Source organism: Streptomyces sp. NPDC089424, assembly GCF_044749345.1.
GTDB lineage: Bacteria > Actinomycetota > Actinomycetes > Streptomycetales > Streptomycetaceae > Streptomyces.
In genome coordinates, this window is the sequence record NZ_JBIVHU010000004.1 from 282192 (window position 1) to 293575 (window position 11384).

Annotated in this window: 12 protein-coding genes; 5 read left to right on the forward strand and 7 right to left on the reverse strand. The window is 72.3% G+C overall.

What is annotated here, in order from left to right; genetic code table 11:
• Positions 1 to 107: 107 nt before the first annotated feature.
• Genes ACIP2X_RS20980 through paaA form a run of 5 tightly spaced genes read right to left on the reverse strand, consistent with a single transcriptional unit; the run spans position 108 to position 3697 of the window.
• Complete coding sequence (locus tag ACIP2X_RS20980; RefSeq protein ID WP_401675164.1) at positions 108 to 1166, reverse strand: 2Fe-2S iron-sulfur cluster-binding protein; 1059 nt, start codon at positions 1164 to 1166, stop codon at positions 108 to 110.
• The gene (paaD, locus tag ACIP2X_RS20985) at positions 1166 to 1702 is read right to left on the reverse strand and encodes a 1,2-phenylacetyl-CoA epoxidase subunit PaaD (protein ID WP_401675167.1); all 537 of its coding nucleotides are present in this window, start codon (positions 1700 to 1702) and stop codon (positions 1166 to 1168) included. The genes ACIP2X_RS20980 and paaD overlap by 1 nt, the downstream gene beginning before the upstream one ends.
• Positions 1696 to 2415 (reverse strand): 1,2-phenylacetyl-CoA epoxidase subunit PaaC, encoded by a 720-nt coding sequence (gene paaC, locus ACIP2X_RS20990; RefSeq protein ID WP_401675170.1) that lies wholly within the window; start codon positions 2413 to 2415, stop codon positions 1696 to 1698. The genes paaD and paaC overlap by 7 nt, the downstream gene beginning before the upstream one ends.
• Positions 2412 to 2699: a 1,2-phenylacetyl-CoA epoxidase subunit PaaB gene (paaB, locus tag ACIP2X_RS20995; protein WP_401675172.1), complete on the reverse strand. Its 288-nt coding sequence runs from the start codon at positions 2697 to 2699 to the stop codon at positions 2412 to 2414. The genes paaC and paaB overlap by 4 nt, the downstream gene beginning before the upstream one ends.
• Positions 2696 to 3697, reverse strand: coding sequence for a 1,2-phenylacetyl-CoA epoxidase subunit PaaA (paaA, locus tag ACIP2X_RS21000; RefSeq protein ID WP_401675174.1), 1002 nt, complete (start codon positions 3695 to 3697; stop codon positions 2696 to 2698). The genes paaB and paaA overlap by 4 nt, the downstream gene beginning before the upstream one ends.
• 239 nt (positions 3698 to 3936) lie before the next feature.
• On the opposite strand from paaA, the gene ACIP2X_RS21005 reads away from it, so the two are divergent.
• From ACIP2X_RS21005 to ACIP2X_RS21015, 3 genes are read left to right on the forward strand one after another with little or no spacing between them, the layout of a single operon-like run.
• Positions 3937 to 4689: a DUF5819 family protein gene (locus ACIP2X_RS21005; RefSeq protein WP_401675177.1), complete on the forward strand. Its 753-nt coding sequence runs from the start codon at positions 3937 to 3939 to the stop codon at positions 4687 to 4689.
• Positions 4686 to 5912, forward strand: coding sequence for an HTTM domain-containing protein (locus ACIP2X_RS21010; RefSeq protein WP_401675180.1), 1227 nt, complete (start codon positions 4686 to 4688; stop codon positions 5910 to 5912). The genes ACIP2X_RS21005 and ACIP2X_RS21010 overlap by 4 nt, the downstream gene beginning before the upstream one ends.
• On the forward strand, positions 5909 to 6691 hold the full coding sequence (locus ACIP2X_RS21015; protein ID WP_401675182.1) for a TrmH family RNA methyltransferase: 783 nt from the start codon (positions 5909 to 5911) through the stop codon (positions 6689 to 6691). Before ACIP2X_RS21010 ends, ACIP2X_RS21015 begins: the two co-directional genes overlap by 4 nt.
• 3 nt (positions 6692 to 6694) lie before the next feature.
• On the opposite strand, the gene paaN is transcribed toward ACIP2X_RS21015, so the two are convergent.
• On the reverse strand, positions 6695 to 8386 hold the full coding sequence (gene paaN / locus ACIP2X_RS21020) for a phenylacetic acid degradation protein PaaN (protein ID WP_401675185.1): 1692 nt from the start codon (positions 8384 to 8386) through the stop codon (positions 6695 to 6697).
• Positions 8387 to 8546: 160 nt separating this feature from the next.
• On the opposite strand from paaN, the gene ACIP2X_RS21025 reads away from it, so the two are divergent.
• Positions 8547 to 10061, forward strand: coding sequence for a 3-hydroxyacyl-CoA dehydrogenase (locus ACIP2X_RS21025; RefSeq protein WP_401675187.1), 1515 nt, complete (start codon positions 8547 to 8549; stop codon positions 10059 to 10061).
• Positions 10058 to 10648, forward strand: a complete 591-nt coding sequence (locus tag ACIP2X_RS21030) for a TetR/AcrR family transcriptional regulator (RefSeq protein WP_401675190.1) — start codon at positions 10058 to 10060, stop codon at positions 10646 to 10648. The genes ACIP2X_RS21025 and ACIP2X_RS21030 overlap by 4 nt, the downstream gene beginning before the upstream one ends.
• A gap of 79 nt (positions 10649 to 10727) precedes the next feature.
• On the opposite strand, the gene ACIP2X_RS21035 is transcribed toward ACIP2X_RS21030, so the two are convergent.
• Positions 10728 to 11225 (reverse strand): Lrp/AsnC family transcriptional regulator, encoded by a 498-nt coding sequence (locus ACIP2X_RS21035; protein WP_401675193.1) that lies wholly within the window; start codon positions 11223 to 11225, stop codon positions 10728 to 10730.
• Positions 11226 to 11384 lie beyond the last annotated feature (159 nt).

Here is an 11384-nt window from a genome sequence, read left to right on the forward strand (position 1 = left end):
CTCCCGGCGGCTCCCGCTGTCTGACGGAGCGTCAAGATAGAACAGGTTCTAGGAGAAGGGAATGGGCGTCGGCGCCCGAAGAGGGGCGGCGCCGGCGCCCGCGCCGGTCAGCGGTCGAAGTCCAGCTCCACCTGTTCCGTCACCGGATGGGACTGGCAGGCCAGCACGTACCCCGCCTCCGTCTCCTCGCGTTCCAGCGCGAAGTTGCGGTCCATGCGGACCTCCCCGGAGACCAGGAAGGCCCGGCACGTGCCGCACACCCCGCCCTTGCAGGCGTAGGGGGCGTCGGAACGGTTGCGCAGCACCGTCTCCAGCAGCGACTCGCCGGATCGCACCGGCCAGGTCCCCCCGCGGCCGTCGAGCCGCGCGGTCACCGTGCTGTGGGCGGGCGCCGCCGACGGGGCGGCCGCCGGAGCGGCGTCCACATGGAAGATCTCCTCGTGGATGCGGCCGCGCGGCACCTCGAGTCCGCGCAGCGCCCGCTCGGCCTCCTGCACCAGCCCGTAGGGCCCGCACAGGAACCAGCCCGCCACCTCGGCCACCGGCAGCAGCGCCGGCAGCAGCCCCGACAGCCGTTCGTGGTCGAGTCGTCCGGTCGGCAGTCCCGCCTGCTGCTCCTCCCGGGAGAGCGCCGTCACCAGCTGGAACCGCTCGGGGAAGCGGTCCTTCAGGTCGGCGACCTCCTCCAGGAACATCGTCGAGGCGGCCGTACGGTCGCTGCGGATCAGGCAGAAGCGCGCCCTCGGCTCGCGGGCCAGCAGCGTCGACGCGATCGACAGCACCGGTGTGATGCCGCTGCCGCCGACGATCGCCGCGTACAGGCCGGGCGCGGGATCGAGGGTGAAGCGGCCGGCCGGTGTCATCACCTCCAGCTCGTCCCCGATGTTGATCTCCTTCAGCGCGTACGTGGAGAAGGCCCCGCCCTCCACCAGCCGCACGCCCACCCGCAGGGCGTGCGGTCCCGCGCCGTCCCGCGGTGCCGGGGAGCAGATCGAGTACGTCCGGCGGATGTCGACGCCGTCGACCGTGCGCCGCAGCGCGATGTGCTGTCCGGGCGCGTACCGGAACTCCTCGCGCAACTTCTCGGGGACGGCGAGCGTGACGGCGACGGCGTCGTCGGTGAGCCGGTCGACCGCGGTCACCCGGAGCGTGTGGAAGCGGGCCATCACAACTCCTTGAAGTGGTCGAACGGTTCACGGCAGGACAGGCAGCGGCGCAGTGCCTTGCAGGCCGTGGACGAGAAGCGGCTCAGCAGCTCGGTGTCGGCGCAGCCGCAGTGCGGGCAGAGGACCGGCTCGGCCTCCTCGCGTGCTTCGGTGAGCGTGCGCACCGGGCCCAGCTCCAGCGGCACCGGCCCGGACCGCGCCCCCGCGCGCGGCGGCGCGATGCCGAACTCGCGCAGCTTGCGGCGCCCTTCGGGCGTGATGTCGTCCGTCGACCAGGCCGGCGAGAGCACCGTGCGCACGGTGACGTCGCGTACGCCGTGCTCGTGCAGCGCGCGCTCGATGTCCAGGGACATGGCCTCGACGGCGGGGCAGCCCGTGTACGTCGGGGTCAGCTCCACCTCGACCGCGTCCTCGCCGCGCAGGTGCACCGCGCGCAGGACGCCCAGTTCCCGCAGGGTGAGGACCGGCAGCTCGGGGTCGGGCACCGAGCCGGCGATCGCGACGAGCCGCTCCTCCAGGGCGGTGGTGGTCACCATGACGCCCCCGGGTGGCTGCGGTGCAGGTGCTGCATCTCGGCGAGCATCCGCCCGAACGACTCGGTGTGCAGGCCCTGGCGGCCCGCTCCGGCGCGCCAGGCGCCCGTCTGCGGTCCCTCGGGGACCGTGAGGGTGGCGCGCTGCAGCACCTCGCCGACGGATTCCCGCCAGGCCGTCCGCAGCCGCTCGCCGTCGACGTCCAGGCCCTCGACGGGCTGGAACATCTCGCCGGTGAAGCGCCACAGCGCCTCGCACGCCCGGCGGATGCGCTCATGGCTCTCGTCCGTGCCGTCGCCGAGGCGCAGGGTCCACTGCCGGGCGTGGTCGCGGTGGTAGTCGACCTCCTTGACGGCCTTCGCGGCGAGCGGGGCGAAGGGGCCGTCGCCGGTGGCCAGTTCGGCGTACAGCAGGTGCTGGTAGGTCGAGAAGTACAGCTGGCGGGCGATGGTGTGGGCGAAGTCGCCGTTCGGCTGCTCCACCAGCTGGAGGTTGCGGAAGGCGCGCTCCTCGCGCAGGTAGGCCAGCTCGTCCTCGTCGCCGACCAGCGACAGCAGCACGCGGGCCTGGCCGAGCAGGTCGAGCGCGATGTTGGCGAGGGCGACCTCCTCCTCCAGGACGGGGGCGTGGCCGGCCCACTCCCCCAGGCGGTGGGAGAGCACCAGGGCGTCGTCGCCCAGGGCGAGGGCGGCCGTCGTGGGAACCGTGGTCGTCACAGGTGCTGCACCCCCTCGGGGATCTCGTAGAAGGTGGGGTGGCGGTAGGGCTTGTCGGCGGCCGGCTCGAAGAACGGGTCCTTCTCGTCGGGGGAGGACGCCGTGATGGCGGAGGAGGGCACGACCCAGAGGGAGACGCCCTCGCCGCGACGGGTGTAGAGGTCGCGCGCGTTGCGCAGGGCGAACTCCGCGTCCGGGGCGTGCAGGCTGCCGGCGTGGGTGTGGGACAGGCCCCGGCGCGAGCGCACGAAGACCTCCCACAGGGGCCAGTCGGTGTTCGTCATGCGCGCGTTGCTCCTGTCTCGCTGTGCTTGACCGCGTACGCCGCGGCCGCCTCCCGGACCCAGGCGCCCTCTTCGTGGGCCTGCCTGCGCTGTGTGATGCGCTGGTCGTTGCACGGGCCGTTGCCCTTGAGGACGTCGCGGAACTCCGTCCAGTCGATCGCCCCGAAGTCGTGGTGTCCCCGCTCCTCGTTCCACCGCAGGTCCGGGTCGGGGAGGGTGAGGCCGAGGGACTCGGCCTGGGGGACGCAGATGTCGACGAAGCGCTGGCGCAGCTCGTCGTTGGAATGCCGCTTGATCTTCCAGGCCATCGACTGCGCGGAGTGCTGCGACTCGTCGTCGGGCGGGCCGAACATCATCAGGGACGGCCACCACCAGCGGTCCACCGCGTCCTGTGCCATCGCGTGCTGCTCGGGGGTGCCCTTGCTGAGGGCGAGCAGCAGCTCGTACCCCTGGCGCTGGTGGAAGGACTCCTCCTTGCAGATGCGGACCATCGCGCGGGCGTACGGGCCGTAGGAGCAGCGGCACAGCGGCACCTGGTTGGTGATCGCCGCGCCGTCCACCAGCCAGCCGATCGCGCCGACGTCGGCCCAGGTCAGCGTGGGGTAGTTGAAGATCGAGGAGTACTTCTGGCGGCCGCTGTGGAGCTTGTCGAGGAGTTCGTCGCGGCTGGTGCCGAGGGTCTCCGCCGCGCTGTACAGATACAGGCCGTGGCCCGCCTCGTCCTGGACCTTGGCCATCAGGATGGCCTTGCGGCGCAGCGAGGGCGCGCGGGTGATCCAGTTGGCCTCCGGCTGCATGCCGATGATCTCGGAGTGCGCGTGCTGGGCGATCTGCCGGACCAGCGTCGCCCGGTAGGCGTCGGGCATCCAGTCGCGTGGCTCGATGCGCTCGTCGGCGGCCACGGCGGCGTCGAAGGCGTGCTCGTACCCGGCGAGGGCGCTGTCCCCCTCGCCGTACGACGCTGTCCGGTCCGTCTTCTGCGCGGCTGCTGTCGCCATGTGGCCCCCTCGACCTGTGGGTCCGTCCGGAGCTTGCTCCCGACCGATCGTTCGGTTCGTGCGGTTCCATGGTCGGACGGGCGCCGTAAGGTGTCAACCGCTGTGGAAAACCCGTCGGCGCGGCCCCGCGCGAGCTGATCGAAGGGGCTGTGCCCGACGGGTCGGCCTGAGTAGCGTTCGCGTGCGAGGGGGCTGCGGGCGGCGGACGAGGACCGGATCGGGAACGGAATCGGGGCGGAATGGACGCGCAGGGCGCGAAGGACACGTACGACAGGGGTGCAGGCGTCCCGCACGCGCGGGACGAGCCGGGCACCCCCGACGTGCGCGCGCCCCTGGCGGAACCCCGCACCGGGGTCGCGGCCCTCTCCCCGCGCTACCAGGTCGGCGTCGCACTGGCCCTCGCCGTCGTGGCGATCGCCGTCTGTGTGCACATCGGCATGGTCTTTCTGCACGTCGCCCCGTCGAACACGGTCACCAAGCAGCACAGCGCGACGATCGAAGACTGGATCTACCCCGAGTTCGAACAGAACTGGAAACTGTTCGCGCCGAACCCACTCCAGCAGAACATCGCCGTCCAGGTCCGTGCCCAGATCCGAACGGGTGACGGCGGCAGCCGTGTCACCGGCTGGTACGACCTGTCCGCGCAGGACGGCCAGGCCATCGACGGCAACCTGCTGCCGAGCCACACCCAGCAGAACGAGCTGCGCCGCGCGTGGGACTTCTTCACCGCCACGCACGACGGCGGCAACCGCCCGTCGGGCCTGCGCGGCGCGCTGAGCGAGACCTACATGCGCCGGATCGTGCTGATGCGCCTGGACCGCGTGGACGCGGCCGGGCCGGGCGGCGCCGTCGAGCGGGTCCAGATCCGCTCGCGCACCACGAGCGTCCGCCCGCCCCACTGGAGCGAGGAGCGGATCTCGCTCAAGCCGGTGTACCGGGAGCTGCCCTGGTGGTCGGTGTCACGTGACGAGGCGCGGGGAGGCGACCGGTGAGCCGCTTCGCCCTGGCCGTCTCCCGTGGCATCGCCCGGGTGACCGAGTCCCCTCTCGGTCCGTACCAGACCGCCGTGATCCGGATCGGCTTCGCCGCCACCTGGCTGCTGTTCCTGCTGCGGGAGGTCCCGCACCGGCACGAGCTGTACGGCCCCGACGGCCCGTGGAGCTGGGATCTCGCCGAGCAGCTGGTCGGCGCGAACGGGGCCTTCACCGCCCTGCTGTGGTCGGACGGCCGGCTGTGGTTCGAGGCCGTCTACGCGCTCGGCGTGCTCTCCGGCCTGCTGCTGATGCTGGGCTGGCGTACCCGCACGATGTCGGTGCTCTTCATGGTCGGCGTGCTCTCGCTGCAGAACCGCAGCGTCTTCATGGGCGACGGCGGCGACAACGTCCTGCACCTGATGTGCATCTACCTGGTGTTCACGCGCTGCGGCCAGGTCTGGTCGCTGGACGCCCGCCGTGCCCGGCGCACCCGCGAGGCGCACGCGCGCGGGGAGCGGGTCGCCGACCGGACGGGCCCGCTGCTGTGGGGCGTCCTGGGGCTGGTGCTGGCCGGCGTGACCGTGCTGGGCCGGCTGGACGGCGACTGGATGGTCCCGGCGCTGTTGTGGGGCGCGTGGGTGGCGCAGGCCCTGTGGTGGCTCGCCGGCCGCCTCACCCGCACCGGTGAGCCACGGATCATGCTCGACGTGATCGCCAACATCCTGCACAACGGCGCTCTGTTCGTGATCATGGCCGAGGCCTGTCTGATCTACGCCACGGCCGGCTGGTACAAGATCCAGGGCTCCCGCTGGCAGGACGGCACCGCCGTCTACTACCCGCTGCAACTGGACTACTTCTCGCCCTGGCCCGCCCTGGCCGAGCTGATGTCCACCAGCGGCATCGTGGTCATGCTCGTGACGTACGGGACCGTGCTCGTGCAGGTCGCCTTCCCGTTCACGCTGTTCCACCGCCGGGTCAAGAACGTGCTGCTGGCCGTCATGATCCTCGAACACGCGGTGATCGCCGTGATGCTCGGGCTGCCGTTCTTCTCGCTGGCGATGATCGCGGCGGACGCCGTCTTCCTGCCGACGTCGTTCCTGCGCCGCCTCGGCCACTGGAGCGCCCGCGCGCGTGGGCGCCTGTCCAGGCCCCGCCTTCCCAAGGTGCCCGCGCAGCGGACGCCGGACGACGCCGAGCGCCACGGGGACGCCGCGCAGTCCCACGTAGGCTTCAGGGCATGAACGACCCCGCGGACAGGGGAACCGGCTCCCCGTCGCCGCCGGTGAGCGCCTGGCACCGTCTCGCCGGGAGCTCCGTCCTGCTCGACGGCTTCCACGCGCTCAAGCACGCCCTGCGCTTCGGCGCCGAGGTACCCCTCGCCGTGACCGCGGACCGGGAGGCCACGCTCGCCCTCGCCGACGAGCTCGCTCCGGACGTACGACAGCCGCTGGCCGCGCTGCTCACGGAGGTCCCGGAGGCGGTCTACGCCTCCCTGGTGCCGCGCCCGCATCCCACCGCCGTGGCCGCCCTGGCCGTACGCCCGCCGCGCGAGGACGGTCTGCGGAGGCTGGCCCGCACGCCCCGCGGCGCCCCCGTCGTGGTCCTCGACCAGCCGCGCAACCTCGGCAACGCCGGGGCCGTGATCCGGCTCGCGGCCGGCTTCGGGGCGACCGGCGTGGTCACGACGGGCACGCTCGACCCCTGGCATCCCACGGTCGTCCGCGGCGGCGCGGGGCTGCACTTCGCCACCGCCGTGGAGCGGCTGGACGTCGTGGACCTGCCGCCCGGGCCGCTGTTCGCCCTGGACCCGGAGGGCGAGGACATCCGCGGACTGAAGCTGCCCGACGACGCCCTGCTCGCCTTCGGCTCGGAGCGCAGCGGCCTGTCCGCGGACGTACGCGCGCGTGCCGACCAGCTGGTGGCGTTGCCGATGCGCCCCCAGGTCTCCAGCTACAACCTCGCGACCAGCGTGGCCATGACGCTGTACCACTGGAGCGCCACCGGGGGCGCGCCGGCCTGAGGGTCACGCCTCCCGGCGCACCTCCACCACGCGGAACCGGTTGGCCACGAAGGCCCCGTCGGTCAGCGCCGAGTTGGCCGCCGGGTTGCCGCCCGAGCCGTGGAAGTCGGAGAAGGCCGCGGTCTGGTTGACGTACACCCCGCCCGTCAGGTTCAGCGAGAGCTGCGCGGCCTCGTCCAGGCAGACCTCCTCGATCGCCCGCTCGACGTCCTCGTCGGTCGTGTAGGCGCCGACCGTCATGGCGCCCTTCTCGCGGACGGTCCGGCGCAGCAACTCGACAGCGTCGGCGGCCGAGTCGACGGCGACGGCGAAGGCGACCGGGCCGAAGCACTCGCTCATGTAGGCGGCCTCGTCGTCCGGCTTGGCGCCGTCCAGCTTCACGAGGACGGGCGACCGGACCACCGCACCCGGGAACTCCGGGTTGCTGATCTCCCGGGAGGCCAGGGCGACTTCGCCGAGACCGGCCGCGGCCTCCAAGCGGGCCTTGACGTCCGGGTTGACGATGGCGCCGAGCAGCGCGTTCGCGCGCGCGTCGTCACCGAGCAGGCCGTCGACCGCCTGGGCGAGGTCGGCGGTCACCTCGTCGAAGGACTTGGGGCCCTGGTCGGTGCGGATGCCGTCGCGGGGGATCAGCAGGTTCTGCGGGGTCGTGCACATCTGGCCGCTGTAGAGCGACAGCGAGAACGCCAGGTTGGACAGCATCCCCTTGTAGTCGGCGGTCGACTCCACGATCACCGTGTTGACGCCGGCCTTCTCCGTGTAGACCTGCGCCTGGCGGGCGTTGGCCTCCAGCCAGTCGCCGAAGGCCGTCGAGCCGGTGTAGTCGATGATCCGGACCTCGGGGCGGAGCGCGAGGGTCTTCGCGATGCCCTCGCCGGGCGCCTCCGCGGCCAGCGCGACCAGGTTCGGGTCGTAGCCGGCCTCGGTGAGCACCTGGCGGGCGACCTGCACGGTGAGCGCGAGCGGCAGCACCGCGCGCGGGTGGGGCTTGACCAGGACCGCGTTGCCCGTGGCCAGCGAGGCGAACAGGCCCGGGTAGCCGTTCCACGTGGGGAAGGTGTTGCAGCCGATCATCAGGGCGATCCCGCGCGGGACCGCGGTGAAGCGCTTGGTCAGCGCGAGCGGGTCACGCTTGCCCTGCGGCTTGGTCCACTCGGCGGTGTCGGGGGTGCGGACCTGCTCCACGTACGCGTACGCCACCGCCTCCAGGCCGCGGTCCTGCGCGTGCGGGCCGCCCGCCTGGAAGGCCATCATGAAGGCCTGGCCGGAGGTGTGCATGACCGCGTGCGCGAACTCGTGCGTCCGGTCGCTGATCCGCTTGAGGATCTCCAGGCAGACCATGGCCCGGGCCTCCGGCCCCGCGTCGCGCCAGGCACGCTGTCCGGCGCGCATCGCGGGCAGCAGCACGTCGACGTCCGCGTGCGGGTAGCCGACGCCCAACTCGATGCCGTAGGGCGAGGTCTCGCCGTCCACCCAGCCGTCCGTGCCCGGCTGGCCGAGGTCGAGCCGGGTGCCGAGCAGGGCGTCGAAGGCGGCCTTGCCCGCGGCCGCGTCCAGGCTGCCGTTCTCCCCGTAGGCCTTCGGGTGCTCGGGATGCGGGGACCAGTACGCGCGCGTGCGGATCGCTTCCAGCGCCTGGTCGAGGGTGGGCCGGTGCTGGGCGATCAGCTCGTGGGCGGTGAGTTCGGCGGCCATGCGGGACCAACTCCTCGTCTTGTGAGCTCTTCGTCGAGCTCATGACCTGGGCAGAAACAGGGGCGGGATCGGGCGGTCAGGGTTAGAGTAACCGAACGATCGGTCGGTTCAAGGGGGTCCGCCGCATCTGTGGAAAACCCCGTGCGGGAGGATCGCGTTCATGACAGCACTCGACCTCAGCAGCCCCGTGGCAGTCGTCGGCAGCGGCACCATGGGCCAGGGCATCGCCCAGGTGGCGCTGGTCGCGGGCCACCTCGTACGGCTGTACGACGCCGTCCCCGGGCGCGCCGACGAGGCCGCCGCCGCGATCGGTGCCCGGCTCGACCGGCTCGTCGAGAAGGAACGGCTGAGCGGCGCCGACCGGGACGCGGCACGCGCCCGTCTGCTGCCCGCCCGGAGCCTTGCCGAGCTCGCCGACGCCACCCTGGTCGTCGAGGCAGTCCTGGAGCGCCTGGACGTCAAGCAGCACCTGCTGCGCGAGCTGGAGGACGTCGTCTCCGAGGACTGCCTGCTGGCCACCAACACGTCCTCCCTGTCGGTGACCGCCATCGGGGGCGGCCTGCGCACCCCCGGGCGCTTCGTGGGCCTGCACTTCTTCAACCCCGCCCCGCTGCTGCCGCTGGTCGAGGTGGTCTCCGGCTTCGCCACCGACGTCAGCTCGGCCACGCGCGCGTACGAGACGGCCCGCGCCTGGGGCAAGACGCCGGTGGCCTGCGCCGACACCCCCGGATTCATCGTCAACCGCATCGCCCGGCCCTTCTACGCCGAGAGCTTCGCCGTCTACGAGGCCCACGGCGCCGACCCCGCCACCATCGACGCCGTGCTGCGCGAGAGCGGCGGGTTCCGGATGGGCGCCTTCGAGCTGACCGACCTCATCGGGCAGGACGTCAACGAGTCCGTGACGCAGTCCGTGTGGCAGTCCCTCTTCCAGGACGTGCGCTTCACTCCGTCACTCGCCCAGCGCCGCCTGGTCGAGTCCGGCCGGCTCGGCCGCAAGTCCGGACAGGGCTGGTACGACTACCGGGAGGGCGCCGAGCGCGCCGAACCCCACACCGCCGAGGCCGCTCCGCCGCCCGCGTACGTCGTCGCGGAGGGGGACCTGGGTCCTGCCTCCGAGCTGCCGGCGCTGATCCGTGAGGCGGGCGTCCTCGTGCGCGAGGAGGACGAGGAGAGCGGCGCGTGTCTGGTGCTGCCGAGCGGCGGCCGGCTCGTCCTCGCCGACGGCCAGACCTCCGTGGAGTTCCGGGACGTCGTCCACTTCGACCTCGCCCTGGACTACCGCAAGGCCACCCGCGTGGCCCTGTCCGCCTCCAAGGACACCCCCTCGCAGACCCTCGCGGAAGCGGTCGGCCTCTTCCAGGCGCTGGGCAAGGACGTCAGCGTCATCGGGGACGTGCCCGGCATGATCGTCGCCCGCACGGTCGCGCGGATCGTCGATCTCGCGTACGACGCGGTCGCCAAGGGCGTGGCCACGGAGGAGGACATCGACACCGCGATGCGCCTCGGTGTCAACTACCCCCTCGGCCCCTTCGAGTGGAGCCGCCGGCTCGGCCGGGTCTGGGCCCACGACCTGCTGGAGGAGCTGCATCTGCGCGAGCCGTCGGGCCGCTACGCGCCCTCCTTGGCGCTCTACCGCCACGGACACTCCGCCGACAAGCGGGAGGGCACCCCATGACCACGGCCAAGCGCGACACGTACACCCCGGAGACCCTGCTGTCGGTCGCCGTCCAGGTCTTCAACGAGCGCGGCTACGACGGCACCTCCATGGAGCACCTGTCCAAGGCGGCCGGCATCTCCAAGTCGTCGATCTACCACCACGTCACGGGCAAGGAGGAGCTGTTGCGCCGGGCGGTGAGCCGGGCGCTGGACGGGCTCTTCGGGATCCTCGACGAGGAGCACGCGCGCGGGGGGCCCGCGTCCGCGCGGCTGGAGTACGTCGTCCGGCGCATGGTCGAGGTGCTCATCGCCGAGCTGCCCTACGTGACGCTGCTGCTGCGGGTGCGGGGCAACACGGGCACCGAGCGGTGGGCGCTGGAGCGGCGCCGGGACTTCGACCACCGGGTCGCCGAGCTGCTGAAGGCCGCCGCCGCGGAGGGCGACGTGCGCGGCGACGTGGAGGTGCGGCTGGCCACCCGGCTGGTCTTCGGCATGATCAACTCGATCGTCGAGTGGTACCGGCCCGAGGGGCGCGGCATGGGGGAGCGCGAAGTGGCCGACGCGGTCACGCAGTTGGTGTTCGAGGGACTGCGCCGGGCGCGCTGACGCCCGGACCGGCGGCACGGCATCCCCGGACCGGGGCTCCCCCCGACGACCGGCCCGCTCCGTGCCCCGCCGGGGCGGCTCAGCCCTGGGGCTCCAGGTCCTCCTCCTCGAACACCAGCAGCGTGCGCGTGCTGAGGACCTCGGGGATCGCCTGGAGCCGGGTCAGCACCACCTCGCGCAGCGCCCGGTTGTCGGAGGTGTGCACCAGCAGCAGCACATCGAAATCGCCCCCGACGAGGGCGATGTGTGAGGCGCCGGGCAGCTGTCTGAGCTGCTCGCGCACCGTGCGCCAGGAGTTCTGGACGATCTGCAGGGTGATGTACGCCGAGGTGCCGTGCCCCGCCCGTTCGTGGTTGACGCGGGCTCCGAAGCCGCGGATGACGCCGTCCTCGAGGAGCCGGTTGATCCGCGCGTAGGCGTTGGCCCGCGAGACGTGGACCCGCTCGGCCACGGACCGTATCGACGCGCGGCCGTCCGCCTGGAGCATCCGCAGGATGTCCTCGTCGATCGCGTCGAGGGGACGGGGTGGCGGCGGGGCGGCGGGCTCCGTCCCTTCGGCCATTTGTTCAGATGCCATGTCCCCCCACCTCTCTACCATGGACGTAATGCGTCCATCTCAGGTTGTGGAGAACCGTTTGTCCACAGCCCTGGGGCGCCTGTAGCCAAAATGTGCCGTCGACCGAACAATCGGTAGGTGAGGCGCATCACAGACCTGCGCCTCCCCGAAGCCGCTCCC